General features: G+C 68.0%; 22 protein-coding genes. 3 read left to right on the forward strand and 19 right to left on the reverse strand.

All coding sequences use genetic code 11. From position 1 onward, the window contains the following. Positions 1–17: 17 nt before the first annotated feature. The 4 genes from NL112_RS19035 to NL112_RS19050 all read right to left on the reverse strand — a co-directional run bounded on the left by NL112_RS19035 (position 18) and on the right by NL112_RS19050 (position 7,662). On the reverse strand, positions 18–1,316 hold the full coding sequence (locus NL112_RS19035; protein ID WP_255150427.1) for a substrate-binding protein: 1,299 nt from the start codon (positions 1,314–1,316) through the stop codon (positions 18–20). 186 nt (positions 1,317–1,502) lie between these two features. Then, positions 1,503–3,488: an acetate--CoA ligase gene (gene acs, locus NL112_RS19040; RefSeq protein WP_255150428.1), complete on the reverse strand. Its 1,986-nt coding sequence runs from the start codon at positions 3,486–3,488 to the stop codon at positions 1,503–1,505. Between the two features lie 77 nt (positions 3,489–3,565). Then, the gene (locus NL112_RS19045; RefSeq protein WP_255150429.1) at positions 3,566–5,626 is read right to left on the reverse strand and encodes a bacterio-opsin activator domain-containing protein; all 2,061 of its coding nucleotides are present in this window, start codon (positions 5,624–5,626) and stop codon (positions 3,566–3,568) included. A gap of 140 nt (positions 5,627–5,766) precedes the next feature. Beyond that, positions 5,767–7,662 carry an acetate--CoA ligase gene (locus tag NL112_RS19050; RefSeq protein ID WP_255150430.1) on the reverse strand — a complete coding sequence of 632 codons (1,896 nt, stop codon included), beginning with the start codon at positions 7,660–7,662 and terminating at the stop codon, positions 5,767–5,769. A gap of 108 nt (positions 7,663–7,770) precedes the next feature. Here NL112_RS19050 and NL112_RS19055 point away from each other — a divergent pair, with 108 nt between their 5' ends. After that, positions 7,771–8,682, forward strand: coding sequence for an ABC transporter ATP-binding protein (locus tag NL112_RS19055; protein WP_255150431.1), 912 nt, complete (start codon positions 7,771–7,773; stop codon positions 8,680–8,682). After that, positions 8,679–9,671, forward strand: coding sequence for an ABC transporter permease subunit (locus NL112_RS19060; protein WP_255150432.1), 993 nt, complete (start codon positions 8,679–8,681; stop codon positions 9,669–9,671). The genes NL112_RS19055 and NL112_RS19060 overlap by 4 nt, the downstream gene beginning before the upstream one ends. Here the strand turns inward: NL112_RS19060 and NL112_RS19065 are convergent. The 9 genes from NL112_RS19065 to NL112_RS19105 form a co-directional block, all read right to left on the reverse strand. Continuing rightward, positions 9,668–11,368, reverse strand: a complete 1,701-nt coding sequence (locus NL112_RS19065) for an acyl-CoA mutase large subunit family protein (RefSeq protein WP_255150433.1) — start codon at positions 11,366–11,368, stop codon at positions 9,668–9,670. The two genes, NL112_RS19060 and NL112_RS19065, sit on opposite strands and share 4 nt — an antisense overlap. Positions 11,369–11,522: 154 nt before the next feature. Then, positions 11,523–12,332, reverse strand: coding sequence for a CBS pair associated ParBc domain-containing protein (locus NL112_RS19070; protein ID WP_255150434.1), 810 nt, complete (start codon positions 12,330–12,332; stop codon positions 11,523–11,525). Positions 12,333–12,380: 48 nt separating this feature from the next. After that, on the reverse strand, positions 12,381–13,865 hold the full coding sequence (locus NL112_RS19075; protein WP_255150435.1) for a DHH family phosphoesterase: 1,485 nt from the start codon (positions 13,863–13,865) through the stop codon (positions 12,381–12,383). A 64-nt stretch (positions 13,866–13,929) separates the two neighbouring features. Beyond that, positions 13,930–15,408, reverse strand: a complete 1,479-nt coding sequence (locus NL112_RS19080; RefSeq protein WP_255150436.1) for an NADH-quinone oxidoreductase subunit N — start codon at positions 15,406–15,408, stop codon at positions 13,930–13,932. Next, positions 15,409–16,962, reverse strand: coding sequence for a complex I subunit 4 family protein (locus NL112_RS19085; protein ID WP_255150437.1), 1,554 nt, complete (start codon positions 16,960–16,962; stop codon positions 15,409–15,411). It lies immediately after the preceding gene. After that, positions 16,959–19,001, reverse strand: a complete 2,043-nt coding sequence (nuoL, locus tag NL112_RS19090) for an NADH-quinone oxidoreductase subunit L (RefSeq protein ID WP_255150438.1) — start codon at positions 18,999–19,001, stop codon at positions 16,959–16,961. Before nuoL ends, NL112_RS19085 begins: the two co-directional genes overlap by 4 nt. A gap of 1 nt (position 19,002) precedes the next feature. After that, the gene (nuoK, locus tag NL112_RS19095) at positions 19,003–19,308 is read right to left on the reverse strand and encodes an NADH-quinone oxidoreductase subunit NuoK (protein ID WP_255150439.1); all 306 of its coding nucleotides are present in this window, start codon (positions 19,306–19,308) and stop codon (positions 19,003–19,005) included. Continuing rightward, positions 19,308–19,685 (reverse strand): NADH-quinone oxidoreductase subunit J, encoded by a 378-nt coding sequence (locus NL112_RS19100; RefSeq protein ID WP_255150440.1) that lies wholly within the window; start codon positions 19,683–19,685, stop codon positions 19,308–19,310. Before NL112_RS19100 ends, nuoK begins: the two co-directional genes overlap by 1 nt. Next, positions 19,682–19,957 carry an NADH-quinone oxidoreductase subunit J gene (locus tag NL112_RS19105; protein ID WP_255150441.1) on the reverse strand — a complete coding sequence of 92 codons (276 nt, stop codon included), beginning with the start codon at positions 19,955–19,957 and terminating at the stop codon, positions 19,682–19,684. Before NL112_RS19105 ends, NL112_RS19100 begins: the two co-directional genes overlap by 4 nt. Before the next feature lie 160 nt (positions 19,958–20,117). Here NL112_RS19105 and NL112_RS19110 point away from each other — a divergent pair, with 160 nt between their 5' ends. Continuing rightward, positions 20,118–21,263: an AI-2E family transporter gene (locus NL112_RS19110; protein WP_255150442.1), complete on the forward strand. Its 1,146-nt coding sequence runs from the start codon at positions 20,118–20,120 to the stop codon at positions 21,261–21,263. On the opposite strand, the gene NL112_RS19115 is transcribed toward NL112_RS19110, so the two are convergent. The 6 genes from NL112_RS19115 to NL112_RS19140 form a co-directional block, all read right to left on the reverse strand. After that, positions 21,247–22,224 (reverse strand): WD40/YVTN/BNR-like repeat-containing protein, encoded by a 978-nt coding sequence (locus tag NL112_RS19115; RefSeq protein WP_255150443.1) that lies wholly within the window; start codon positions 22,222–22,224, stop codon positions 21,247–21,249. The genes NL112_RS19110 and NL112_RS19115 overlap by 17 nt on opposite strands. A 144-nt stretch (positions 22,225–22,368) precedes the next feature. After that, the gene (locus NL112_RS19120) at positions 22,369–22,830 is read right to left on the reverse strand and encodes a NuoI/complex I 23 kDa subunit family protein (protein WP_255150444.1); all 462 of its coding nucleotides are present in this window, start codon (positions 22,828–22,830) and stop codon (positions 22,369–22,371) included. 1 nt (position 22,831) lies between these two features. Beyond that, positions 22,832–23,929 carry a complex I subunit 1/NuoH family protein gene (locus tag NL112_RS19125; RefSeq protein WP_255150445.1) on the reverse strand — a complete coding sequence of 366 codons (1,098 nt, stop codon included), beginning with the start codon at positions 23,927–23,929 and terminating at the stop codon, positions 22,832–22,834. Continuing rightward, positions 23,929–25,611, reverse strand: coding sequence for an NADH-quinone oxidoreductase subunit D (locus NL112_RS19130; RefSeq protein WP_255150446.1), 1,683 nt, complete (start codon positions 25,609–25,611; stop codon positions 23,929–23,931). The genes NL112_RS19125 and NL112_RS19130 overlap by 1 nt, the downstream gene beginning before the upstream one ends. After that, on the reverse strand, positions 25,608–26,285 hold the full coding sequence (locus NL112_RS19135; RefSeq protein ID WP_255150447.1) for an NADH-quinone oxidoreductase subunit B: 678 nt from the start codon (positions 26,283–26,285) through the stop codon (positions 25,608–25,610). Before NL112_RS19135 ends, NL112_RS19130 begins: the two co-directional genes overlap by 4 nt. Positions 26,286–26,288: 3 nt before the next feature. Further along, complete coding sequence (locus tag NL112_RS19140) at positions 26,289–26,699, reverse strand: NADH-quinone oxidoreductase subunit A (protein ID WP_255150448.1); 411 nt, start codon at positions 26,697–26,699, stop codon at positions 26,289–26,291. Positions 26,700–26,774: the final 75 nt, after the last annotated feature.

A 26,774-nucleotide genomic window follows, 5' to 3' on the forward strand; every position in this document is an offset into this window, starting at 1 on the left:
AGGATGGGGGGAGGTCGCTACTTGTAGGGGCCCAGCTCACACTCCGCGGCCGGTCCCTCGTCGCAGCCGTAGGTGACCTTCTCCGCGTCGGTGAGGTTGACGATCTCGTAGTAGTTGCCCGTCTCGATTTCGTCGCCGGGCAGGCCGCGGACGACCGGCACCGCCCGCTGGGCCTGGTGGTCGCAAGCCCGCATCGTCTCCTGGCCCATGCCGATGTTGTCGTACTGGTACCCCTCCAGTTCGCGGATGACGTCCGGCGGGTAGAACGACCCCGCGCGCTCGACGGCCGCCGCGTACTGGAGCGTCTGCGCGTACGCGAGCTGTGCCGGCCCCGAAGGGACGCGGTCGTACGCCTCCTGGAACACCTGCGTGAACTGGTTGGACGGCTCGTTGTCGATGGCGGAGTCCCACGCGACGGTGCCGAACACGCCGGAGATGGCGTCGCCCGCCGCCTCGGCCATCGGCCGGTTGTACAGCGGGACGACGATGGTCATCTCGTCTTTGAGCCCGGCGTCGACGGCCTGCTGGAGCGAGTTCGCCAGGTCCAGCCCGTAGTGGTCGAGCAGGAGCACGTCCGCCTCGGAGTTCGACGCCTCCGAGAGGTACGACGAGTAGTCCTTCGTCCCCAGCGGCGTCGCCACCGAGTCGACCTGCTCCCAGCCGGCGTCCTCGGTGAGGAACTGGCGCATCGACTGCTCGACGGACTGGCCCCACGTGTAGTCGGCGTACAGCTGGTAGAACTTGTTGTCCGAGCCGTACTCCTCCTGGAGGACGGGCGTCAGCGCCCGCGCGGTGTGGTAGGCGTCGAACACCTCCCGGAACCCGTATCGGACACAGTCCTTCCCGGTCGTCGCGTTGGAGTGGGTCAGACACGCCATGAACAGCACCTTCTGGTTCTGACACTCCGCCTGAACGTTGACCGCGACCGACGACGACGAGCCGCCGGAGATCATGATGGCGTTGTCCCGCTGGATGAGCTGGCGGGCGTTCTCCTTGGCCTTCGTCTTGTCCGTCTCCGTGTCGGTCGACTTGTAGTCGATGGTGTAGTCGAGTACGCCGTCACCCGACAGGTCGTCGAACTGGGAGTCGACCCAGCCACCCCCGTTGTTGAGATGCTCCACCGCGAGCTTGTACGCCCGCAGTTCGTCCTGGCCCTCCGACCCGTAGGGGCCCGACAGCGGGACGTTGAACCCGAACGTCGCCGTGTCGCCCTCGATGGGGTAGTTCCCGACCGATTCCTTCGAGCCACTGCCGCTCGTGAGTGAGTCCGTACAGCCGGCGAGCCCGGCGATGCCGGTCGCGCCAGCCGCCTTCATCACGTCACGTCGCGTGCGATTGCTATTGTCCCTCACGGCACCCAATAGCAAAGCACAGGACCTTATAAAAGAACAGGATAATTATGTTAAACCCGGTCTCGGACGGCCGAGCGTCGGTAGAACGCACCCTTCAGAAAAAATTTATATGTATCTATTCGAGCGGGCTGACCCGCCGTTTCGGGGTCGTCAGTCGCCGTGCATCTGGTCGCGTATCTGTTCGGGGACCGAGGGGTCACGGAGCGTGGTCGTGTCGCCCAGTTCCTGCTCGTTCGAGATGTTCTCCAGCAGGCGCCGCATGATCTTGCCCGACCGGGTCTTCGGCAGGTCGTCGACGAAGATGACGTTCGCCGGCCGCGCGAACTTCCCGATTTCGTCCTCGACGGCCGCGACTATCTCCTCCTTGACGGCGTCCGTCTCCTCGACGCCCTCGCGGACGACGACGTACACGTCGGGCACCTCGCCTTTCTCGGCGTCCTCGCGGGCCGCGACCGCCGCCTCGGCGACCTTCTCGACCTCCGCGACCGCCGACTCGAGTTCCATCGTGCCGAGGCGGTGGCCCGCGACGTTCATCACGTCGTCGAGCCGACCGAGGATGCGCCAGTAGCCGTCCTGGGCCTGGACCGCGCCGTCGCCGGCCTTGTAGTTCCAGTCGGTCCAGTCGTCGGAGTCCGTATCGGAGAAGTCCTCCCAGTAGGTGGAGATGAACCGCTCGTCGTTGCCGTACACCGTCTGGAGCATCGACGGCCACGGTCGCTCGATGATGAGGTTGCCGGCTTTCCCACTTGCGGGTTCGAGTTTCTCGCCGCCGTCGTCGACGAGCGCCGGTTCGATTCCGGGACAGGCCTTGCCCGCGCTCCCGGGCTTCATGTCCTCGAGCGCGGGGAGGTTCGTGATGAGGTGGCCGCCCGTCTCGGTCTGCCACCAGGTGTCGACGATGACGGCGTCCTCGTCGCCGATGTGCTTGTAGTACCACAGCCACGCCTCCGGCTGGATTGGCTCGCCGACGGTCGTCATGTGCCGGAAGTCGAAGTCGTACTCCTCGGGGTACTCCGGGCCCCACTTCATGAACATCCGCACCGCCGTCGGCGAGGTGTGGAAGATGTCCACGTCGTACCGCTCGGCTATCTCCCAGATGCGACCCTTGTGGGGGTGGTCGGGCGTGTCCTCGTACATCACCGAGGTGGTGCCCAGCGCCAGCGGGCCGTAGACGATGTAGGAGTGGCCGGTAATCCAGCCGATGTCGGCGGCACACCAGTAGGTGTCGCCCGGCTTGATGTCCAGGACGTTCTTCGAGGTGGCCGCCACGTACGCGAGGTAGCCACCGGTGCGGTGTTGACACCCCTTCGGCTTGCCCGTCGTCCCCGACGTGTACATCAGGAACAGCGGGTCCTCGGCGTCGCGGCTCACCGGCTCGACCCGCTCGCGCTCGTGCTCGTCGAGGAGGCTCTCGACGTCCGTGTAGTCGTCGCTGACCTCGTCGCTGGGCTCCTCGTGGCGGCTCCACGCGAGCACCTGCGGGTCGCGGTCCATCTCCTCGAGCGCCTCGTCGGTCTTCTCGATGTGGTCGAGGAACTCGCCGCGCCGGTAGTAGCCGTCGATGGTGACGACGTAGTCGGAGTCGGCGCTGTCGACCCGCTCGGCGAGCGCCGACGCCGAGAACCCCGCGAACACGACGGAGTGGGGCGCGCCGATGCGGGCACACGCCAGCATCGTGATGGGGAGCGCGGGTACCATCGGCAGGTGGACGGTGACGACGTCGTCCTCCTCGACCCCCTGCGAGCGGAGCGCCGCCGCCATCTCGTTGACGCGCCGATGGAGGTCCTGATAGGTGATGTTCTCCTGCTCGCCGTCGGAGCCCTCCCACAGCAGTGCCGTCTGGTTCTTCCGCTCGTCGAGATGTCGGTCGACGCAGTTGTACGAGGCGTTGAGTTTCCCGCCGACGAACCACTCGAAGAACGGCGGGTTCGACCCGTCGAACACCTCGTCCCAGCGCTCGTCCCAGTCGAGAAGTTCGGCGTACTGCTCGAACCCGTCGGGGAACTCCCCGACCTCGTCGTAGATGTCCGGGTCGGAGGCGTTCGCCTGCCCGACGAACTTCGCGGGCGGGCGGAAGTAGTCCTGCTCGTGTAGCCGTGCTTCGATGGTCGCATCGGCGTCCGGTTGCTCCGACATGCTATACCGTAGCGTGACCAACCACCGTATTAATCCCGACCCCTAACTATGCAAACCGCACGGCGGGAAGGTCGTCGCTACGCATCGCCGTCCTCGAAGAACGCCGCGAGCAGTTTCCGCTGGGCCCGCCGCAGGTGGTTGTGTAGCGTCGGCGAGGAGACGCCGATGGAGTCAGCCAGCTCCTCGGCGGTCGACCCCCGCGGCCAGTCGAAGTAGCCGGCGTGGTAGGCCGCCTGTAACACCGACCGCTGTTTCGACGTGAGCCGCTCCTCGATGGCGCGCCGGAACTCCAGGGGCGTGTCGACCGACCGCTCGACCTCCCGCTTTGCGACCATGTCGACCGTCGGATACGCCTCGGTGATGCCCGTCGCCAACTCGCGGACGTCGACGCTCGGCGCCACCTCACAGACCGCCCGGACGTGTCCCCCCTCGACGACGAGGTCCGTGAGATTCGCCCCCCAGTCGACGAGCGCGCCCGGAAGCGAGTCGCCGTCGGCGGTCACCTCCAGTAGCGACTCGTCGCTGTAGTCGGCGATGAGCCGCGCGCTCGTCGCCGCCGCCTCGACGGTCGACAGCGCCTCCGCCGGTGGGACACCCGAGACGGTGACGTAGTACAGGAGCGACCCCCCTTCCAGCGGCACCAGCCCCTCGACCCGGATGTGACAGTCCAGCGCGGCCGACGCCTCCGCGAACAGCGAGTCGGCGCCCGACCCCTCGAACTCCAACTCGAGGACGGCGTCGGCAAGCAGGAGCCGCTTCCACTCGACGGCCGCCAGCGCGCCACCGATGCGCTCGCCGAGCGTGGCGAGTGCGGCCCGCTCGCGGTCGCCCGCCGGGTCGGGTGCGCGCCTGACGACGGTGAGGGTGCCGTACCGCGTCTCCCCGTGAGCCAGCGGAACGGCCGCCACCGCCAGCGGCCCCTCGTCGGCGTCGACGGTGGTGGTCCGCACCTCCCGTTCGTCGAGCGCGCGGGCGGCGAGTTCCCCGGCCGGGCCGCGGGGCACCCCCTCGGCGGCGCCGGCGGCCACCGTCGGGGGCTCGGTGTCGTCGCCGGGCGCGTCGCTCGCCCAGGCCGCAAGGAAGGCGTCGCTGTCGGCGAGACGCTGGCATGCGAGCCGGAGTACCCCCTCCCGCGTCGAGGCGTCGGCGAGGGACTCCCCGGACGCCCGCGCGGCCGCCTGCACGTCGCGGAGCCTGTCGAGCGTTCGGCGGCCCGGCGGGTCCTCGCCCTCGGCGTCGTGAGGGCGGACGGTGGCGACGAACCCGTCGGGGCGGGGCCCGCCGCCGATGGCCGCGAGCGCGAGCCGTCCGCGGATGGGGTCGCCGTCGGGGACCCGGGTCGCCACTTCGCCGGCCCACCGCTCGCCGGCGACGACCGCCTCCCACATCTCGGCGTACTCGTGTTCGGCCACCGACTCCGCGAGGTCCCGGAGTTCGCGCCCGACCGCGTCGCCGCGGTCGAGTCCCGTCACCGCCTCGAACCGATGGTTGACGTGCTCGATGACGCCGTCGGCGTCCAGGAGCGCGGCGGGGCTATCGAGGCGGTCGAACGCCGCCCGGAACCGGTCGTCGCCGGCCGACCCGTCCCGGTCGAACGCGGCGGCGATGCGCTCCCGGTCGGGGGAGTCGTCGGCCGCGAGGCTGTCGAGTCGCCGCCAGCCCCCGACGGCCATCACCACCGACGGCGGGACGCCCGCGTCGAGATGTCGGCGAGCGAACCGGCGCCGGAGGTCGGCCGAGGAGACGGCGGCAAGCGAGCGGTCGCCGGTCGCCTCGGCCGCGCGGTCGGCCACCTCCGAGACCAGCATCTGTATCCGGCGCGCGCTCACGTCGAACAGTCGGTCGTCGGCGCCCACCGCGTTGCTCTCCGCGTAGCGGTCGAGTTCCCGCTCCACCGCGGCGGGCAGATACACGTCCCGCGGGCCGGTCTCGCCGTCGACGGTCAGGAAGTAGTGGACCGCGCCGTCGCTGACCGTCGCCGTCACGTCACCCGGACGGACCTCGACCATCTCCCCGGGTCGGAGTCCCGTCTCGCCCGCCAGTCGGACGACGAGTCGCTCCCGGTAGGTGCCTGTCTCGCGCCGGAGCGCCCGGTAGCCGTCGCCGTCGAGTGCTACCTCCGCGTCGCCCGTCGACATACTTCGGTATCTCACAAGATGCCGAAATAAGTCTAGGGGAGTTACGGTGACAGTGGCGTTACACCCCGCCGGGCCCCCAGCCTGACCTGTTTCAACGACAGTTTCGACGGTCGTTTCGGGTTACACGTTCGATGCGAAAATCAGTCGTCGCGGCTGACCGTCTCTATCTCCCCCACGGTCTCGGGGTTCCGGAGGGCGCTGGTGTCGCCGTACTCCTCGCCGTCCGCGATGGCCGACAGCAGTCGTCGCATTATCTTCCCCGAGTGGGTCTTCGGGAGTTCGGGAGTGAAGATGACCGCCTCGAACCGGGCGGTCGGGCCGAGCCGGTCGGCGACGTGGTTCTCGATGCGGGCGCGCAACGCGTCGTCGCCCTGCCGGTCGCGCTCGGTGCAGACGTACGCGACGGCCTTCTCGCCGGCCGTCTCGCTCTCGACGACGGCCGCCTCCGCGACCCCTCCGACCTCGATGACGGCGCTCTCCAGGGTGGCCGGCCCGTAGGCCGTGTCGCCCACCGCCACGGTGTCGTCCTCGCGGCCGAGGAAGGTCACGTAGCCGTCCCCGTCGACCACCGCGCGGTCGCTGGTCACGTACGTCCAGTCGTCGGCCACGGCCGCCTCCGCGAGCCCCCGGGGCATCCCCGGCCACGGCTCGGTCACCGCGAGGTGGCCCGGTTCGCCCGTCTCGACGGGGTCGCCGGTGTAGTCGACGACCGACACCTCGTGACCCGGGAGCGGCGGCCCGGCCGCGCCGGGCTTCATCGGGTCGACGGCCGGCAACGTGGAGACGAGGATACCCCCGGTCTCGGTCTGCCACCATGTGTCGACGACCGGCGCGTCGCCGCCGCCGACGTGCTCCCGGTACCACGTCCAGGTCCGGGGGTCGATGGGTTCGCCGACCGTCCCCAACAGCCGGAGGCTGGAGAGGTCGTGGGCCGCGGGGTGTTCCTCGCCCCACTTCACGAACGCCCGCACCACCGTCGAGGCGGTGTAGAACACGTCGACGCGGTGGCGCTCGACCAGTTCCCACAGCCGGTCCTTCTCCGACTGGTCGGGCGCACCCTCGTACAGCAACGTGGTCGTCCCGAGCGCCAGCGGCGCGTACACCATGTACGAGTGGCCCGTAATCCACGCCACGTCGGCGGCACACCAGTAGGTGTCCGACGGCTTGATGTCGAGCACCGACTCGCCGGTCCAGGTCACGTACGAGAGATACCCCCCAGTCGTGTGGACCACCTGGTCGGGCTCGCCCGTCGTCCCGGAGGTGTAGATGACGAACAGCGGGTCGTCGGCCGCTCGCTCGACGGGGTCGACCGTCGCGCCCGCGTGGTCGTCGAGCAGTTCGCCGTAATCGACGTGGTCGTCGCTGAGATACAGGTCGTCGTCCAGGCGGGTGACGACCACCGTCTCCACGTCGTGGTCGGCGGCCATCCGCGCGTTGTCGGCCTTGTTCTTCTGGTTGACCGCGGTGCCGCGCCGGTAGTAGCCGTCGCAGGTGACGAGATACTCCGAGCCGGTGCCGTCGAGCCGTTCGGCGAGTTCGTCCGCGGAGAAGCCAGCGAACACGACGTTGTGGAGCGCCCCCAGTCGGGCACACGCCAGCATCACCACCGGCAGTTCCGGCATCACGGGCATGTACAGCGTCACCACGTCGCCGGCCTCGACGCCCAGCGAGCGGAGCCCCGCCGCCGCCTCGTTCACTTCGTGGTAGAGGTCGAGATACGTGTACGTGCGCGACTCGCCGGTCGTCCCCTCCCAGCGGATGGCGACGTGGTTCTTCCGGTCGGCGAGATGCCTGTCGACGCAGTTGTACGAGGCGTTGAGCCGGCCGCCGTCGAACCAGCGGAGGGCGCCGTCCCGTTCGCGGAGCACCTCGTCGTACGGCTCGGACCAGTCGAGCGTGTCGGCGGCCCGCGACCACGCGTCGGGGCCCTCGCGTTCGAACTGCTCCCGAAGATCCTCGGTGACGTTCGCCCCCTCGACGAACGATGCGGGGGGCTGTATCGGCCCGTCGTGGTCGCCTACGTGGTCGCCTGCCATACAGTCACGTCCGCCGATACGGTAATCACCGGATTAAAACGTTCGTCTAGCGACACCGCGTGAGAAGACTTTTACCGCCGCTGGCCGCCCCTCTGGTAGACGCCCTCCATGTCAGCTATCCAGATAGACGGCCTCACGAAACGGTTCGGCGACGTCGTCGCCGTCGACGACCTCTCGTTGTCGGTCGAGTCGGGCGAGGTGTTCGGCTTTCTCGGCCCGAACGGCGCCGGGAAGTCGACCACCATCAACGCGATGCTCGACTTCACCAAACCCACGTCGGGCCGCATCGAGGTGTTCGGCCACGACGCCAACCGCGGGTCGGTCGCCATCCGTCGGCGTGCGGGCCTCCTCCTGGAAGGGTACGGCGCCTATCCGAACCTCACCGGCCGCGAACACGTCCAGCACGCCATCGACACGAAGGACGCCGACGACGACGCCGGCGAACTGCTCGCTCGCGTGGGGCTGACGGACGCCGCCGACCGGCGGGCCGGCGGCTACTCGAAGGGGATGCGCCAGCGGATGGCGCTCGCCGTCGCGCTCGTCGGCGACCCGGACCTGCTCGTGTTGGACGAACCCTCGACGGGGCTGGACCCGAACGGCGCACGCACCCTGCGGGAACTCGTCCGCGAGGAGGCCGACCGCGGTGCGACCGTCTTCTTCTCGTCACACATCCTCGAACAGGTGGAGGCGGTCGCGGACCGCATCGGCATCCTGCTGGACGGTGACCTCGCCGCCGTCGGTGGCGTCGACGACCTGCGCCGCGAACTCGGCGCCGGCACCACGCTCGACGTCTCCGTGTCGGGCGCGCCAGACGCCCTGCTGGGTGACCTCCGCGCGCTCGACGGAGTGCGCGAGGTCCGCGCCCGGAACGGCCAGCTGGAGGTGGCCTGTGACGGCGACGGCAACACGAAACTCGCCGTGTTGCAGGCCGCGGCGGACGCGGGGGTCTACCGCGACTTCGCCCTCCGCGAGGCGTCGCTGGACGACGTGTTCTCGAAGTACACGGAGGCGGAAGCGTGACGTACCGCGACGTGTTCCGCCGGGACATCCGGAGCGTCTACCGGTCCCGGACCGGGACGGCGGTGGCGGCCATCATCGCGCTCACGACGGTGGTCGCCGTCGGCCTGTTCACGCTGGCGTCGAACGTCGCCCTGCTGGGTGCGGTCGGTGCCCTGCTGACGGTCGGGGCGCTCGTCGCGTTAGTGTTCATCGGCGACCCCAAGCAGATAGCCGGCGTCGTCGTCGCGTTCACGGCGCTCGCTATCGCCACCGCGCTCCTGTTGCGCGAGCCGACGGCCGGCTACGACCCGCGGCCCCCGATGCAGGTCGGCGTGCTCGCGGTCGGGACCGCCCTCTCCTTCGTCGTGCCGCTGGTCGCACTGCTGGGTAGTTACGCGGCCGTCGTCGGGGAGCGAGAGACCGGCTCCGTCCGGTTCCTGCTCGGCCTGCCGAACTCGCGGGACGACGCCTACCTCGGGAAGTTCCTCGCGCGGGCCGCGGTCGTCTGCGTGCCGCTCGTGGCCGCGCTCGCGCTCACGGGCGTCGTCGTCCAGTTGACGTTCCAGGACGGCTCGATGCTCGGCATGCTTGGGCTGGCCCTCGTCACGGTGCCGTACGCGCTGTTGTTCGTCGGCATCGGTCTCACCGCGTCGGCGTACGCCGACAGCTCCAACCGCGCGGTGGCGGTGGTCATCACGGTGTTCGCCGCGCTACGGGCCGGCTGGCCCGCGCTCCAGTGGCTCGGACTCCAGGGGATGCGCGAGGATTACGTCTACCCGAAGCCGGAGTGGTTCTTCTGGGTCGGGCGCGTCAACCCCATCAACGCCTACGTGAAACTGACGACGCTGTTCGCGGAGTTCGAGTACGGTCACCCCCTGCTGACGAACCCGGACGAGACCATCTCGACGGTGGCGACGACGTACCCGTTCGCCGCCGCGGTCCTGCTGGCGTGGACCGTCGTCGCGCCGGTGTTCGGCCTGCTGTACTTCCGGAGCCGCGACCTACTTTAGGCGAGGCCGATGCGCTCCTGGTAGGCCCCGTGGTGGTCCTCGAACACCGCCATTATCTCGCCCATCGTCGCGTAGGCTTTCACCGCGTCGATGATGGCCGGCATCACGTTCTCGTCGTTCTCGATGGCCGCGTCGACGGCGTCCAGCGCGGTTTCGACGGCCTCGTCGTCGCGCTCCTCCTTGACGCGCTCCAGCCGGTCGAGCTGTTTCTGTTCGCTCTCCTCGTCGACCTTGAGGAGGTCGACGGAGGTGTCCTCCTCGATGCTGTACTCGTTGACGCCGACGACGGTCTCCTCGCCCGCGTCGACGCGTTGCTGGTACTCGTAGGAGGCCTCCTGAATCTCGCGGTGGAAGTAGCCCTGGTCGATACCCTCGAGGACGCCGTCGCGGACCGAGCCGTCACCGAGTTCCCGTATCTCCTCGATGTACTCCATTATCTCGGCTTCCATCTCGTCGGTGAGCGTCTCGACGGCGAAGGAGCCGCCGAGCGGGTCGACGATGTCGGCGACGCCGGACTCCTCGGCGAGTATCTGCTGGGTTCGAAGCGCGACACGCACCGCCTCCTCGGAGGGGAGCGCCAGCGCCTCGTCGTAGCTGTTCGTGTGCAGGCTCTGCGTGCCGCCCAGCACGCCCGCCATCGCCTGTACGGTCGTCCGGACGATGTTGTTGAGCGGCTGTTGGGCCGTCAGCGACTGGCCCGCCGTCTGCGTGTGGAACTTCAGCCGCTTCGACTCGGGCTTCTCGGCGTCGTACCACTCGTCCATGATGCGCGAGTAGACGCGCCGGGAGGCGCGGAACTTCGCCACCTCCTCGAACAGCGAGTTGTGGGAGTTGAAGAAGAAGGAGAGGAGCGGCGCGAACTCGTCGACGTCGAGACCCCTGTCGAGCGTGTCCTCGACGTAGGCGAACCCGTCGGCGAGCGTGAACGCCGCTTCCTGGGCGGCCGTCGACCCGGCCTCGCGGATGTGGTACCCCGAGATGGAGACGGGATGGAGCTTCGGCGTCTCCTCGACGGCGAACTCGATGGTGTCCGTGACGAGGTCCAGCGACGGCTCCGGCGGGATGACCCACTCCTTCTGCGCGATGAACTCCTTGAGCATGTCGTTCTGGAGGGTGCCGCGTATCTCGTCGCGTGGAACGCCCTGCTGGTCGGCCAGCGCGATGTACATCGCGTAGATGACCGCCGCGCTCGGATTGATGGTGAACGACGTGGACACCTCGCCCACGTCGATGCCGTCGAACAGTATCTCCATGTCGCGTAAGGTGTCGACGGCCACACCCTCCTTGCCGACCTCGCCTTCCGCCATCGGGTCGTCGGAGTCGATGCCCATCAGCGACGGCATGTCGAACGCCGTCGACAGCCCCGTCTGGCCCTCGTCGATGAGATAGTGGAACCGCTCGTTCGTCTCCTCGGCCGTCCCGAACCCCGCGAACTGCCGCATCGTCCACGTCCGCCCGCGGTACATCGTCGGATACGCCCCCCGGGTGTACGGCTCCTCGCCGGGGAAGCCGAGGTCCTCCTCGTAGTCGATGTCCGCGACGTCCTCGGGCGTGTACAGCCGGTCGACCTCGTGGTTCGAGACGGTGGCGAATCGCTCCTTCCGCTCGCCGTGAGCGTCGAGCACCGGGTCGAGCGTCTCCGACTCCCACTCGTCGCGGGACTCACGTATCTCCTCGAGTTCCTCCTCGTCGAACATACCCGCAATTCTCGCCGACCAATCATTAACCGTTCGGGTAGGGGAGGGAGCCGCTACCGGGGCTTCGGACCGCGTTTTAGTGCGTACACGGACCACCGACCCCACGTGTCCCCTGTTCGCGCTCGGCGATGGAGTCCGGCCGTGAACCGGGGCGCTACTCCTCGTCTTGCAGCCGCTTGGTCGTCGCCACGAGCGGGTGGTGGGCGTAGTCGACTTCCTCGATGTCCGCGATGGACTCGAGTTCCTCCTTGCGAGCGGTCTCGGCCATCCCGAGTTCGACCTGCTCGTCGAGGACGATGACGTACGCGTCCATCTCCTCGATGCCCAGTTGGCTGGCGGCCTTCACGCGGTGGTGGCCGTCGGCGAGCAACAGTTCCCCCCCGTTGTCGATGACGACCAGCGGCTCCGCGAGCCCGTTCTCCAGTTCGTAGCTCCGGCCCTCCAGTTCGTCTGTGTACACCTTGCTCTGGGTGGGCGTGAGATCCGCCAGTCGGACGGTCCGGCGCTCCTCGGTGGCGCCTACCTCGTGGATGCTCTGGAGCGTGCGCTTCAGTTTGTCCACCTTGTCGGGGGTGGCGCGCTCTATCTGCGAGCGGATGACGTCGGCGTTCGAGATGATGCCCACGAGGTTACCCGCGTCGTCGACGACGGGGAGCCGCTGGATACCCGACCGGAGGATGACCCGGGCCGCGTCCGTAATCTTCATCTCCGGGTGCGCGACGATGAGGTCGTCGGACATCACCTTGAAGATGGGGTCGTTGTCGGCCGCGAGTAGCAGGTCGCGCGCCGAGATGAACCCCTCGACGCGGCGGCCGTCACACACCGGGAACCCGGAGTGGGCCTCCTTCGACTCCGCGATACGGCGGGCCACCTCGGCGACCGTGTCGTCCGGCGAGACGGTCGCCACGTCCTGTGTCATGTAGTCGCGGACCTGGGGCTTCCCATCGAGTACGCCCTTCGACATCAGGCGTTCGTCCGACGCGACGACGCAAAAACCCCCCGTTCGAGCCGCTCAGTTCTCGGTCTCGAGGTCGTCGAGCGGGCGGGTCCCGCCGCCGGTCCCGATGTACTGCTCGTCGGCGTACACCGCGGTCGCCGCGCGGTTCGGCCCGGTGTCGAGCGTCTCGAAGAACCGCTCGGTGATGACCTCGCTCACCCGCTCGTCGGCCTCCTCCTCGCCCTCCTCGACGAGCGCACCGACCGGTATCTGTGCGCCCGCCATGTCGGCGTGCCCGCCCGCGCTCCCTATCTGTCCGAACGCCTCGCGGAGCGCCTCGCCGATGTCGAGGTCGCTACCCCGCGAGCGCGCCGAGGCGAACACGGTGCCGTCCATCGAGCCGTACACGAGCGTCGTCTCGATGCCCTCCATCCCGAGCAGGCGGTCGGCCGCCTGCGCCAGCGCGTCGCGGTCGCCGACCTGCCCGACGTACGACAGCACCACCGAGTCGCGCACCTCGCGGTCGGTGATGGCGCGCGCGAGGATGTCGAACGTCTCGGGGCTGACCGACGGCGACTCGATGCGCTCCAGGGTCGCGCCGTCGACGTACGGCATCAGGTCGGCGGCGGCCTCGAAGTCGGCGGTCGACACCTCCCGCGAGAAGTCGTCGGTGTCGGTGTGGATGCCAAAGAGGAGGCCCGTCGCCAGCGGCGGCGAGGGGTCGATGCCCAGCGCCCGCATGTAGCCGACCAGAAGCGTCGAGGTCGACCCCACGTCCGACCGGAGGTCGACGAACCGAGCCTCGACGGGGGCACGCGGCGGGTGGTGGTCGATGACCACGTCGACGGGCATCCCTTCAGGCAGTTGGTCGTTGACGCCCGGCCGCGAGTGGTCGACCAGCGCGATGCCGCCGAAGCGGTCGAGGTCCGGCTCCGAGAGGTTCGTCAACTCGAACTCCAGCAGGTTGACCAGCGCGCGGTTCTCCTGGTGGCTGATGTCGCCGAAGTAGCAGGCCTCGGCGGGTGTGCCCGCTCGCTCCGCGACGTGTTTGAGCGCGACGGCGCTGGCGATGGCGTCCGGGTCGGGGTTGTCGTGGGCGACGACCGCGAGCGGCCCGTCGATATCACGGAGGACGCGGCGGAGTCGCCGGGTGCGGAGCCCGTCGTCGCCGATTCGCTCCATCAGGAACTCGGCGATGGCCTCGCGGGGGTCGACCACCCGGTCGGCGTGGGCCGCGAGCGCGGCCACGCTCTCGTCGGTGGGCGACCGGCCGGCGAACGCCAGCAGATGCGCGTCCGGGTAGCGCTCGCGCGCGAGGCGTGCGACCGTCTCGTTCTCGGCGGGGTCGTCGCCCCCGACGACGACAGTCTCGGGGGAAAAGCCGAGTTCGCCGTAGGAGGTCGGGTCGGTCGGGTCGCCGAGCGTCGCCGTCACGCCCTCGGCTCTGAGCGTCTCGACGCGGTGCTCGTCGGCGGTGACGACGAGCGTCCGGTCGCCGTCTCCCTGGACGGCGAGGCGGCGACCGACCGACCCGCACCCGAGAACGAGGCGGGAACTCATACGCTCGGATACCTCGCCGACGGGCTAAAACCCTCCGCAAGCGGAGTCGACGGGGCCGGCCGCGTCAGAACATCGCGGCCGCGGCGTCGAACGCCTGCCCCGAGAAGAAGCCGAGCGCGGGCAGCAACGCGACCGTGACGACGGCCGCCGCGACGACCGCGGCGTACAGCCCGGTCGGGTAGCCGTTCACCGAGACGTCGCCGTCCGGCTCCTCTATCCACATCGCCTTCACGACGCGGCTGTAGTAGAACAGCGACAGCGCGCTGTTGATGGCCAGCGCCGCGCCGAGCCAGACGACGCCCGCGCTGACGGTGCCCATCAAGAGGAAGTACTTCGAGAGGAACCCGCCGCCGACCGGCAGGCCCGCAAGCGAGAACAGGAACACCGTCATGGCGACGCAGGCGACGGGCGCCTGCTTCGCCAGCCCGTTGTAGTCCTGGAACGTCCGGCCGACGCCCCAGTACTCCGCCAAGGCGACGAACAGGAACGCGCCGGTGTTCATGAACCCGTAGACGAGCAGATGGAGCATCCCCGCACCGAGCACCAGCCCCTGGTTCCCGGTGCCGGTCAGCGCCGCCAGCCCGATGAGCACGTAGCCCGCCTGCCCGACCGAGGAGTAGGCGAGCATCCGCTTGACGTTCTCCTGGGTGGCGGCCGCGAAGTTGCCGAGCGTCATCGTCACCAGCGCCAGCACCTGCACGGCGAGCACCCAGTTGATGTCGAGGTACACCTCCTGGATGGGGAAGGCGACGACCATCACGCGGAAGGCCAGCGCGAACCCGGCGGCCTTCGAGGCCGACGAGAGGAACGCCGAGATGGGCGCGGGTGCGCCCTCGTAGGCCTCCGGCGCCCAGAAGTGGAACGGGACGCTCGCGGTCTTGAACGCGAACCCGCCCAGCACCATCAGCACGCCGACGCCGAGGATACCCCCGAGACCGGTGTCGGCGACGCCCGCGGCGACCTGGTCAAGCAGGAGCGAGCCGGAGACCCCGTACACCAGCGAGATGCCGTACGCGAACACCGACGACGAGAGCGCGCCGATGAGGAAGTACTTCAGCCCCGCCTCGACGGAGCCGCGGTTCTTCTTCAGGAACGCGACCAGCGCGTACGACGGGAGGCTGGCCAACTCGAGCGCGACGAAGCCGACCGCCAGCGAGCCGGCGGCGGCCATCAGCGTCATCCCGGTCGCCGCCAGCACGACGAGCATGTAGTACTCGGCCTGGTAGTCCAGGTCCTCGAGATAGTCGAGGCTGGCGAGACACACCAGCGCGGTGACGCTGGTGAAGATGAACTGGAAGAACAGCGCCATCCCGTCGACGACGAGCTGGCCGCCGTACAGTTCGACCGGCGGCGAGCCGACGCCGGCCGCCAGGTAGACGCCGGAGACGGCCATCGACGCGAGCGCGCCGACGAACGCGATGCCGGCGAGCACCGGGTTGTTGCTCGAATCGGGGTCGATGCTGTCGAACACGAACAGGGCAAGCGCCGTGACGCCGAGCACGAGCGTCGGCGCGACGGCCGCCCAGTCGGGAGTTATCGCCATTTACGGAGCACCTCCGAGAGCCGCAACGTTGTCGGGCAGGACCGGCACCACCGCGTCGGTGATCATGTCGAACGCCAGGTCACCGGGGAACGACCCGAGCGCGATGATGAACACGACGAGCACCAGAAGCGGCACCACGTCGTGGAGGTCCGCACGGACGACCTCGTAGTCGGTGTCCGAGCGGAACTCGCCGAACAGCGTCCGCTGCATCGCGAACAGCAGGTAGCCGGCCACGATGACGATGCCGAACATCGCCGCCGCCGTGAACAGCGGAGCGCCCGCAAAGGCCGCACCGAACGAGCCGACGAACACGTAGAACTCCGCGGCGAACCCGGCCATCAGCGGCAGACCCATGTAGCCGAACGAGCCGGCGAGGAACGCGCCGACGGTGACGGGCATCTTCTCGGCGAGCCCGGACATGTCGCCGACCATCCGCGTGTGGGTCGTGTTGTAGATGACGCCGACGCAGGCGAACAGCAGGCCGGAGATGAGACCGTGGGAGAGCATCTGGAACGTCGCGCCGCCGACGCCGTAGACGGTGTACGCCACCAGCCCGAGGATGACGTACCCCATCGACGACACCGACGAGTAGGCGACGATGCGCTTGAGGTCCTCCTGGGCGAGCGCCAACAGCGCCCCGTAGATGACCGACACCACCGCGAACAGCGCTATCAGCGGCGCGTAGTCGGTGGCGACGCCCGGCAACATGGTGAAGTTGAACCGGAGCAGGGCGTACGTCCCCATCTTCAGCAGGACGCCCGCCAGCATCACCGACGCGGGCGTCGGGGCCTCGACGTGCGCGTCGGGGAGCCACGTGTGGAACGGGACGACGGGCACCTTCACCGCGAAGCCGACGAACATCGCGAAGAAGGCGAGCGTCGCCACCGACACCGCCGGAATCCCCGCGAGCGAGCCGAGTTCGCCCGCGCGAATCGCCTGTGCGATTGCCGGCATGTCGAGCGACGTGATGGAGTCGCCGAGGCCGAAGACGAGCGCGAAGAACCCCAGGAACATCACCAGCGACGCGATGTTCGTGTAGACGAAGAACTTGATGGCGGCGTACTTCCGGCGCGCGCCGCCCCAGACGCCGATGAGGAAGTACATCGGCACGAGCACGCCCTCCCAGAACACGAACCAGACGAAGAAGTCGAGCGCGGCGAACACGCCGACCAGCATCGCCTCCATGAACAGCATCAGCCCGTAGAACTGGCTCTGCCGCTCGTCGATGGGCGTCCACGACGAGAGGATGGCCAGCGTCGTCAACAGCGTCGACAGCACGACCAGCGGCATCGAGATGCCGTCGAGTCCGACGTGCCACGAGAGGTCGTACGGGCCGACCGTTATCCACTCGGCGGTCGTCTCGAAGGCGAGTTGGGTGCTCGGGTCCGCGAGCAGGGCGTTGCCCGCCCCCTCGAAAACGGCGTACATGTACAGCGACACCGCAAGCGGCGCGAGCGAGATGCCCAACGCGGCCTTCGGCGCCCAGTCGTCGGGCAGGAAGAACACCGCCGCGGCGCCGAGCAGACACAGCGCGAGCAGGAGTTCTATCATCATGCGAACCACCCCTGCATGACGCCGAAGCCGACCAGCAACAGCACCAGCCCCAGCGTCAGGAGTGCCGCGTAGTTGCTCACGACACCCGTCTGGACCCGCCGCAGGCGGTCGCCCGACAGGAGACTCACGCGGGACACCATGTCGACCGCACCGTCGATAATCGTCCCGTCGAATCGGTTGGCCGCGTTGGCGACCGGAAGCGTGAGTCCCTCAGCGAGCCACACCTGATACTCGTCCTGATAGTAGTTGTTGAACAGCAAGGTCTTGACCGAACCGAGTTTGTCCGTGTGTGCGTCCGGGTCGGGACCACGGTACAGCACGTACGCGAGCCCGGACCCGGCCAGTGCGACACCCAGCGAGACGGCCGCCGACGCGAGCATCGTCGCCGTCTCACCCAGCGGGTACGCGGCGGTGTAGCCGGCGACGTCGTGCAGCAGCGTCCCGTAGTAGTCGCCGTTGAGCCCCTCCGGCCCGTGGTAGAGCCAGTCGTGGAGGAACTCGGGGACGGCCGGCACCAGCTGGTGGACCGGCACGAGGTTGATGACGCCGATGGTCGCCGCGAGCACGCCGAGGATGGCCAGCGGCGCCTTCACGTTCCAGCGGACGCCGTGGGGGTCAGCGGCGGTGTCGGTCCGTGGCTCGCCGTGGAAGGTGAGCAGGACCATCCGGATGGTGTAGAAGCCGGTGAAGAACACCGCGAGCAGTCCCATCGCGTACGCGGCGAGCAGCAGCGGGCTCTCGCCGAGCCCGTGGACGAGCGTCTCGAACAGCACCTCGTCCTTCGACCAGAAGCCGGAGAACGGGACGATGCCCGCGAGCGCCAGCGAACCCGAGAGGAACGCGTAGTAGGTGACGGGCATCTCGTCTTTCAGCCCGCCCATGTCCCACATGTCCTCGTTGTGGTGCATGGCGATGATGACCGACCCCGCACCCAGGAAGAGGAGCGCCTTGAACACGGCGTGGGTGGTGAGGTGGAACACCGCGGCGACGTAGCCGCCGCCGCCCAGGGCGAGCATGATGTAGCCGTACTGGGAGATGGTCGAGTACGCGAGCACCTGCTTGATTTCGCGTTTCACGACGCCCATCGTCGCCGCAAAGAGGGCGGTGAAGCCGCCGACGAACGCGATAACCGCGAGTGCCGTCGGGGAGAGCGCGTAGAAGCCGTACATCCGGGCGACGAGGTACACCCCGGCGGCGACCATCGTCGCGGCGTGGATGAGCGCCGAAACGGGCGTCGGACCTTCCATCGCGTCCGGGAGCCACGTGTGGAACGGGAACTGGGCGGACTTGCCCATCACGCCGCCCAGCACGAGCAGGCCGATAACGGTGAACCACGCCTGCTCGCCGAGCCCGAAGAACGTCGTCACGCTCGCGTTCCCGGCCAGCGCCGCGGCCGCGATGCCGGGGAACGACTCCTCGACGCCGGGGCCGCCGAACATCGCCGTGCCGAACGTCGCGAACACGGCGACGACGCCCACGAGGAAGAAGTAGTCCCCGAACCGGGTGACGAGGAACGCCTTCTTCGCGGCCGAGGGCGGGCCGGCCTCGCGGAACCAGAAGCCGATGAGCAGGTACGAACAGAGGCCCACGAGCTCGAAGAACATGAACGCCATCAGCAGGTTGTCGGAGAACACGAACGCGAGCATGCTCGCGGTGAACAGCCCGAGTTCGGCGTAGTAGCGCGGCAGACCCGTCTCGCCCTCGTCGTTCATGTACCCCATCGAGAACACGTGGACGAGCAGGGCGATGGTCGAGACGATGACCAGCATCAGCGTCGAGAGCGGGTCGAGCAGGACGCCGAACGTCAACTCGAACGGGACGCCCTCGCTGCCGACCCACGTGTACAGCGTCTCGTGGTGGGAGTGGCCCGTCGCCACCGTGACCAGCATCACTGCCGACAGCAGCAGCGAGGTCGCGGTCGCGAGCGTGCCGACGATGGCCCCCTTCTTCGGGAGGTACTCGCCGAACAGCAACGCCACCAGGAACGATACGAACGGCAGGAACGCAATCGCCGGAGCGAATTGAGTTATCTCCGCCATCTTACCACCTCAGAGTCGTCGCCTTCGTCACGTCGATGTCCTCGAAGTTGCGGTACAGCACCAGGATGATACCGATGCCGACCGCCACCTCGGCGGCGGCAAGCGCCATCGTGAACAGGCTGAACACCTGTCCGGTGAGGTTGCCGTGGTACATCGAGAACGCGACGAAGTTGATGTTCGCTGCGTTCAACATCAGCTCGACCGACATCAGGAACAACAGCGCGTTCCGACGGGTGAGGATGCCGAACAGGCCGATACAGAAGACGGCCGCCGACAGCACGAGATAGTACTGGACCGGGACGGCCATCAGTCGTCACCTCCGTGTTCGTCCTCGTCGTTCCGAGACGCTCCCTCCGGACCCGTGTCGCGCCCACCGTCGATGAGCGGCAGGAACCCGGTGGCGTCCTGCTCGCGGCGCGCGAGCATCACCGCCGCGGCGAGTGCGGCGATGAGGACCACGTCGATTATCTCGAACGCGACGAGGAACCCCTCCGCGGGGAGCGTCCCGCCGTCGAGGTTGAACATCGCGTAGCCGATGGAGGCGGTGATGCCCTCGGCACCGCCGAAGCCGGCCATCTCGCCGAAGTCGGCGGTCAGGAACACGGCCGCGAGGACGCCGAACAGCGCAAGCGCGACCACGCCGGCCAGTTTGCCCCCCCGATAGAGGCGCGGGCGGGTCGTCATGCGACCACCTCCTCTTCGGAGTCCTGCTCGCGGGTCAGCATCACGGCGAACGTGATGAGGATGAGCACCCCGCCCACGTAGACGAGGATCTGCATCGCCGCGAGGAACTCGGCTCGCAACATGACGTAGTGGACCGCGACGCTGGTGAGCGCCACTCCCAGAAGGAGCGCGCTGTGCCACACGTCACGGACTAAGACGACGCCCAGACTGCTCGCCAGCGTGACGAGGGCGAACAGAAGGAACGCCGCTAGTTCGAGCGGTGCTACAGCCATTATCGGAAACTCCGGCGCCTTCGGTTTGAAGCTTTCTTTACGCGCCTACACGCGGGGGCGCGTTCGCGGGAGCCAAGGGCGCCGGCTCGCCGGCGCGTCGAGCCGTCTCGACGCCGCTTCGGGAACAGCTACAAGGCGGACTCGGCCGAACCGGCCGTGTATGTCCCCGGTCCTCCCCGACGTCGAGCGGCGCCGTGCCGGCTGGTGGCTCATCGCCGCCGGCCTGTTCGCGGCCGTCGGCTACTTCGTCTACTCGTTCATCGGCACCTTCGTCCTCGGACTGTTCGTCTACTACGGCGCGCGCCCGGTCAACAGGCGGCTCCGCCACCGACTCGACGACCGCAGTGCGGCGGCGGCGCTCACCCTGCTGTGTATCGTCGTCCCGGTGCTCGCGCTACTGTCGTACACCGCGATCGTCGCCATCCGCGAGTTCGGTGCCGCCGCCGGCTCCGACGCGGTGAAGGACCTGCTCGTGCGACTGCTGGGCGACGGCTCCTCGCTCACGTCGGTGCTCCAGAACCCACAGCAGGCGTTCGGCCGCCTCGCCGACCTCCCCCAGTTCCGACAGGGCGTCGACGTGGCGGTGGGGACGCTCGGTGCCGTCTCGAACGTTCTGTTGCATCTGACGCTCGCGCTGGCCTTTGCCTTCTTCCTCTACCGGGACGGCGACCGTCTGGCGGCGTGGTTCCGCGCCGAGGTGGGCGGCCGGGACACCGCCGCCAACGCCTGGCTCGCGGGCGCCGACGCCGACCTCGAGGTGGTCTACTTCGGCAACGTCTTGACGGTGCTGGGCGTGACCGTCGCCGCGGTCGTCGCGTACAACGGCTACAACCTGCTCGCACCCGCGGCCGTCGCGATGCCGTTCCCGACCCTGCTTGCGGTGCTCACCGGCCTCGCCACCTTCGTCCCGCTGGTCGTCGGCAAACTGGTCTACGTGCCGGTGGCGGCTATCCTCGCGTACCGGGCCACCCAGGCCGACGCCAGCCTGCTCGTCTACCCCGTCGGTTTCCTCGTCGTCGCCTTCCTGTTCCTCGACCTCCTCCCGCAGTCGGTACTCCGGCCGTACATCTCGGGACAGACGCTCCACGAAGGAGCCGTACTGTTCGCGTACGTGCTCGGCGCGGTGCTGTTCGGCTGGTACGGGCTGTTCCTCGGCCCGCTACTGCTGGTGCTCGTCGTCCAGTTCGTCAACGTCGTGCTCGGGAACCTGCTCTACGGCGAACCGTTCACCGCCGAGACGACGGGAACGACGACGCTGGGGACCGACCCGACCGACGCGCACGCGAGCGTCAGCGGCGAGGACTGACCGCCCCCGTCTCGACCCACGAAATCGGGACACACCGACCGTAGACGCTGTCGGCGGACGGGACCGTGCCGACCGTCTCCCAGCCCCCGTCGATGCGCACGAACAGCGTCCCCGCGTCGGTGACGCCGACCGGGTCGCCGTCGCGCGCGGTCCACCCGACGGCTACCTCGCCGGGAACTGGCGAGTCGACCGCACCCGTCACGTCACCGGGTCGCTCGAACAGCGCGTGGTCGGCCTCGTCCCACGACGACGGGGCGCTGGTCGACCCGCCCGCGTAGACGACCTCGCCGTCGACGTACGACTCGCGGAAGTACCACGCGGGGTGGTCCGCGTCGAGGCGTCGCCACGACCGGCCGGCGTCGGTCGTCCGATAGAGACCGCTTCCGGTCGCGGCGACGAACGTCTCGTGGTCGACGACCGCGACGTGGTGGATGTCGTCGAGATGGGGCGCGTCGAACCCCCTGATACGCCGGTCGGCCCACCCTTCGTCCCGGTCGCCGACGTAAACGCCGCCCACCTCGGCGCCGACGACGAGACGGTCGTCGAACGCGTGGACGTCTCGCACCTGCGCGACGCCGTCGTGCCGGTCGATGCCCCAGTCGTCGCGCTCGCCGAGTGCGCGGAACCGCTCGCGTTCCACCCAGTCGAGCGGTTCCGACCCGAGCCCACCAGCGTCCGCGACGTACAGCCGGGCGGGACGGGTGCCCGTGAACAGGCGGTCGCCGTCCGGAGATGCACCGACGGCGTACACCTCGCCGGTCGGGACGCCGAGGTCTGTCCACTCGTCACCGTCCGGCGAGTGGTACAGCCCGGTCGTCGTGGCGGCGAACGCGCCCTCGACGCCGTCGAACGACTCGACGCGCATCGCCTGGCCGGAGTCGAGTACCTGCTCGACGCTGGGACCGCCGCCGAACGCGTCCGTCGCCCGGTACACTCCGTCGTCGCTACCGACGAGCAACATACGCGACTGCAGGACGTACCACCAGTAAACAGTTCCCTGAAATCGAGTTGAGTACGAGGCGGTGCGACTCGGGGGCGGCGTTGCGGCGTGTTGCCAGCCCCCAGCGTGTGGCCCGGAGAACGAAGGGGAACTACAGAACGTGGTCTACTGGTAGTCGATTTCGCCCTCGCCCTCGCCGATCCAGGCGCCGCGGTCCGGCTCCCGGGACGCGAGCGGGTCGATGTCCTTGTACCAGGGGACGTTCTTCAGCTGTTCCATGTTGTACGCGAGGTCGTCCTTCGTGTCGCCCGTGAACTCGAAGTTCTGGGTGAGCAGGATGGCGTCGACGGGACAGACCTCCTCACAGAGCCGGCAGTAGATGCACTGCCCGATGTGGAGGTTGTACTGCTCGCCGTTGCGCTGGTCGTCGGTGACGATCTGGATGGTGTCGTTCGGACAGACGTTCTCGCACTGTCGACACCAGATGCACCGCTCCTGGCTGAACTTGTGGACGCCCCGGAACCGCGCGGAGACCTCGGGGGCCTCTTCGGGGTACTCGACGGTGAACGTGGTGCCGTCGAGCGCGTGTTTCATCGTCGTTGCCATCGATTTGAGCACTCCGATCATATCAGGCGATCACCCCCACGATGACGGCCGTGAGCACGAGGTTGGCGAACGATAGCACCAGCATCCCCTTCCAGCCGATTTCGATGAGCTGGTCGATGCGGACCCGTGGAACCGCCGACCGGCACCACTGGGTGAACAGGTAGACGCCGAGGATCTTGATCACGAACCAGAGGAACCCCGGCAGTATCTCCAGGCCGACGATGGGGCTCGTCGGGCCGCCGAGGAAGATGGTCGTGATGATGGCGCCGCCCAGGAAGATGTGGATGAACTCCGAGAGGTAACACAGCACGAAGTACACCGACGAGTACTCGGTCTGCCAGCCGGCGACGATTTCGGTCGGGGCCTCGGGGATGTCGAACGGGTTGCGCCCGACCTCCGCGAGGTTCGCCGCCATAAAGAGGAGGAACGCGAACGGGTTGACGAACGCGTACCAGCTCTTCAGCCCGAGCGCGAGCGGTTCGGCCTGGGCCGCGACGATTTCGCTCATCTGGAGCGTCCCGGCGAAGATGACGACCGACGCCGCCGTCACGACGAGCGGAATCTCGTACGCGAGGTTCTGTGCGACCGCGCGCAGCCCGCCGAGGAACGAGTACTTGTTGTTCGACGAGTAGCCCGCCATGATGAGCCCGACCGACGCGATGGACGCGACGGCGAACACGTAGACGAGCCCCGCCTCGGGGTCGGCTAACTGGATGCCGTTCCCCATCGGGATGACCGCGAAGCCCAGCAGAGCCGAACTCGCCATCACGATGGGTGCGATGTCGTAGGCGGGGCGGTCGACGCCGTCGGGGATGATGAGCTCCTTCGACAGTAGACGGACCGCGTCCGCGACGATGATGAGCAATCCGAACGGGCCGTGTCGGTTGACCGCGATGCGGTCGGTGAACGCGGCGGTTATCTTTCGCTTGCCCCAGATGCCCGAGACCGCCACGAGCGTCAGCAGGAACGTGGCGATGAGCGCCGCGCCGATGAGTCCGCCGACGAAGTCGGCGATAGGGCCGCCGCCGAGCCCGAGCGCCCCGGAGATGGTCTCGGGGAGCATCTGCTGGGTGCCGCCCGTCGCGTTCGTCGCGTTGGTGGCGTTGCCCTCCTGGAGCATCAGCGGTCCACCTCACCGAGCACGATGTCGAGACTGCCCAGCGACGCGATGAGGTCGGGGATGTACTCGCCCTGGCTCATCTCGGGCAACGTCTGCAGGTTCGAGAAGCACGGCGACCGAATCTTGAACCGCGCCGGCTTGTCGGTGCCGTCCGAGCGCATGTAGATGCCGAGTTCGCCCTTCGCGCCCTCGACGGCGCGATAGATTTCGGTGTCTGCCTCCGGCTTCAGCGTCCGCGGCACGTTCGACTGGATGTTCCGCTCGTCTTCCGGCCAGTCTTCCAGCAAGTCGACACACTGGTCGATTATCTTCGCGGACTCCTCGACCTCCTGCATCCGCACGAGGACCCGCGAGTAGTTGTCACAGCCGTCCTCGGTGACGACGTCCCAGTCGAGTTCGTCGTAGTAGCCGTACGGGTCGTCCCGGCGCAGGTCGTAGTCGATGCCCGACCCCCGCGCCACGGGCCCGGTCGCGCCGTAGCTCTTGGCGATGTCCGGGTCGAGGACGCCGGTGTCGACACACCGCATCTGGAAGATCTCGTTGGAGGTGACCATGTTGTGGTACTCCTCCAGCCGCCCCGGGAGTTCGTCGAGGAAGTCGCGCGTCTTCTCGAAGAACTCCTCGCGGGGTTCGGGGATGTCCCAGGCGACGCCGCCGAGCCGCAGGTAGTTGAACATCAGCCGCTGACCGGTGAGGTCCTCGAGGATGTTCTGGACCACCTCGCGGTCCCGGGTGGCGTACATGAAGATGGCCGTGAAGTCGCCGTACACGTCGAGCGCGAACGTGCCAAGCGCCAGCAGGTGGCTGGCGATGCGGCACAGTTCCGCCGACATGGTACGGATGACCTGCGCGTACTCCGGCACGTCGATGTCGGCCATGTCCTCGGCGGCCCGCGCGTACGCCCACTCGTTGAGGATGCCCGCCGAGATGTAGTCCCAGCGGTCGGGGTACGGCATTATCTGGTGGCGGTAGGTACCCTGCTGGCACATCTGCTCCTCACAGCGGTGGAGGTAGCCGATGTCGCTTTCCACGTCGGCGACCTGCTCGCCGTCGAGCGTCGCCTTCAGGTGGAGCACGCCGTGGGTCGCCGGATGGTGGGGCCCGATGTTGACGAACATCGTGTCCGAGTCCTCCCCGGCGCTGTGGTCCTCCTGGAGTGGGTTGGCGTGCTGGCGGAACGCGACGACCTGTGGCTGTTCCTGGTCGTAGTCCAGCGACAGCGGGTGGCCCTGCCAGGTGTCCGGCAGGAGGATGCGCTCCATCTGCGGGTGGTCGTCGTACTCGACGCCAACGAGGTCGTACGCCTCCCGCTCGTGCCAGTCCGCGGTCCGGTAGACGGGGTTGGCGGACTCGCTGACCGGCTCGTCCTTCGCCGTCGGAACGACGACGCCGACCTCTTGGGTGCGGTCGTCGTACTTCGAGAGGTGGTAGATTGACTCGTAGCGGTCCTCGTACTCCTGTGCCGTCACGCAGGAACAGTGGTCGAAGCCGGCCTCGTCGCGGAGCAGGAACAGCGCGTCCTGCACCTCGTCGGGCCGGACGACGAACGCCTCGGCGTTGACGTGGCTCTCGCGACCGACGACGTGGTCGCCCAGAAGCGCCTCGAGTTCGTCGTAGTCGACGCCGCCGTCGGCGGTCTCCCCGACGTCGAGGTCAGCCTTGGTCGGATCTTCCAGGCTCATGGCGAGTCAGCCCAGTTGTACCGCATCACGAGGTCCTCCTCGTCGATCTCGTCCGCGAGATGCTGGACGAGTTCGTCGGATTCGAGGTCCCCGAACTGTTCGAGTTCGTACGGCTTGACCGTCACCGGCGACGTCTCGCCGTTGGCGACCCGCTCCTGCAGTTTGGCGATGCCGTACACGAGCGCCTCGGGGCGGGGCGGACAGCCCGGGACGTGGATGTCGACCGGGATGACCTCCTCCGCGCCCTTGATGACGTTGTACCCTTCGTGGAACGGCCCGCCCGAGATGGTACACGACCCCATCCCGACGACGAACTTCGGCTCGGGCATCTGGTCGTAGACGCGCTTCATCCGCGGGGCGAACTTCGAGACGATGGTCCCCGGGACGATGATGACGTCGGCCTGTCGCGGCGAGGCACGGGGAACGCCCGCGCCGAACCGGTCGAGGTCGTGTTTGACGGCGTACGTGTGCATCATCTCGATGCTGCAGCAGGCGATGCCGAACTGCAGCATGAACATCGATGAGCCACGCACCCAGTTCATGAACTTGTCGAACTTCGTGAGGATGAACGGCGAGGAGCCGAACGCCTCGCGAAGCTTCGAGTTGAATCGACTGTCGACGCCTTCGCCCATCCGGGCTTCCTGCGTCGACTGAATTTCGTTGTCGCTACTCATAGTTTACTCGGCCCTCCGGTCCGGTGCGCTCGCGCGCGGCGATTTGACCCACTGGACGGCACCGTTGCGCCACGCCCACGCGAGCCCCACGACCAGCACGCCGATGAACACCAGCATCGGGAGCAGCGCCTGCCCCATGCCGAACTGCTGGACGGCGTCCCGGTAGATGACCGTCCACGGGAAGATGAGGACGGTCTCGATGTCGAATATCACGAACAACAGCGCGACCATGTAGTACTGGATGTTGAAGCGGATGCGCGTGTCGCCCGTGGGGACCTCCCCGGACTCGTAGACGGCGCTTTTTCCCTGCTCCGGCACGCTCGGACGCAGCAGTGACGATATCACGATCATCGAGACCGGAATGATGATCGCCACCAGCGTCAGCGCCCCGATAGCTATCCACGGATTGCTCATCTGTTCTGTATCACTTGACCGGTTAGGAATCCGGGTACATAAGGGTTGATTCTTGCGCGGACGGGCGCACGCGAG

The organism is Halorarius halobius (assembly GCF_024298865.1).
GTDB classification, from domain to species: Archaea; Halobacteriota; Halobacteria; order Halobacteriales; family Haloarculaceae; genus Halorarius; species Halorarius halobius.

Coding starts and splice junctions, on each gene's coding strand:
- NL112_RS19100 (WP_255150440.1), bottom strand. CDS start 19,685: ATGACGACCCGCCCGCGCCTCTATCGGGGGGGCAAACTGGCCGGCGTG.
- NL112_RS19075 (WP_255150435.1), bottom strand. CDS start 13,865: ATGAGTTCCCGCCTCGTTCTCGGGTGCGGGTCGGTCGGTCGCCGCCTC.
- NL112_RS19080 (WP_255150436.1), bottom strand. CDS start 15,408: ATGGCGATAACTCCCGACTGGGCGGCCGTCGCGCCGACGCTCGTGCTC.
- NL112_RS19035 (WP_255150427.1), bottom strand. CDS start 1,316: ATGAAGGCGGCTGGCGCGACCGGCATCGCCGGGCTCGCCGGCTGTACG.
- nuoL (WP_255150438.1), bottom strand. CDS start 19,001: ATGGCGGAGATAACTCAATTCGCTCCGGCGATTGCGTTCCTGCCGTTC.
- NL112_RS19050 (WP_255150430.1), bottom strand. CDS start 7,662: ATGGCAGGCGACCACGTAGGCGACCACGACGGGCCGATACAGCCCCCC.
- NL112_RS19120 (WP_255150444.1), bottom strand. CDS start 22,830: ATGATCGGAGTGCTCAAATCGATGGCAACGACGATGAAACACGCGCTC.
- NL112_RS19065 (WP_255150433.1), bottom strand. CDS start 11,368: ATGTTCGACGAGGAGGAACTCGAGGAGATACGTGAGTCCCGCGACGAG.
- NL112_RS19135 (WP_255150447.1), bottom strand. CDS start 26,285: ATGAGTAGCGACAACGAAATTCAGTCGACGCAGGAAGCCCGGATGGGC.
- NL112_RS19140 (WP_255150448.1), bottom strand. CDS start 26,699: ATGAGCAATCCGTGGATAGCTATCGGGGCGCTGACGCTGGTGGCGATC.
- NL112_RS19130 (WP_255150446.1), bottom strand. CDS start 25,611: ATGAGCCTGGAAGATCCGACCAAGGCTGACCTCGACGTCGGGGAGACC.
- NL112_RS19115 (WP_255150443.1), bottom strand. CDS start 22,224: ATGTTGCTCGTCGGTAGCGACGACGGAGTGTACCGGGCGACGGACGCG.
- NL112_RS19085 (WP_255150437.1), bottom strand. CDS start 16,962: ATGATGATAGAACTCCTGCTCGCGCTGTGTCTGCTCGGCGCCGCGGCG.
- NL112_RS19045 (WP_255150429.1), bottom strand. CDS start 5,626: ATGTCGACGGGCGACGCGGAGGTAGCACTCGACGGCGACGGCTACCGG.
- NL112_RS19110 (WP_255150442.1), top strand. CDS start 20,118: ATGTCCCCGGTCCTCCCCGACGTCGAGCGGCGCCGTGCCGGCTGGTGG.
- NL112_RS19105 (WP_255150441.1), bottom strand. CDS start 19,957: ATGGCTGTAGCACCGCTCGAACTAGCGGCGTTCCTTCTGTTCGCCCTC.
- acs (WP_255150428.1), bottom strand. CDS start 3,488: ATGTCGGAGCAACCGGACGCCGATGCGACCATCGAAGCACGGCTACAC.
- NL112_RS19125 (WP_255150445.1), bottom strand. CDS start 23,929: ATGCTCCAGGAGGGCAACGCCACCAACGCGACGAACGCGACGGGCGGC.
- nuoK (WP_255150439.1), bottom strand. CDS start 19,308: ATGGCCGTCCCGGTCCAGTACTATCTCGTGCTGTCGGCGGCCGTCTTC.
- NL112_RS19070 (WP_255150434.1), bottom strand. CDS start 12,332: ATGTCGAAGGGCGTACTCGATGGGAAGCCCCAGGTCCGCGACTACATG.
- NL112_RS19055 (WP_255150431.1), top strand. CDS start 7,771: ATGTCAGCTATCCAGATAGACGGCCTCACGAAACGGTTCGGCGACGTC.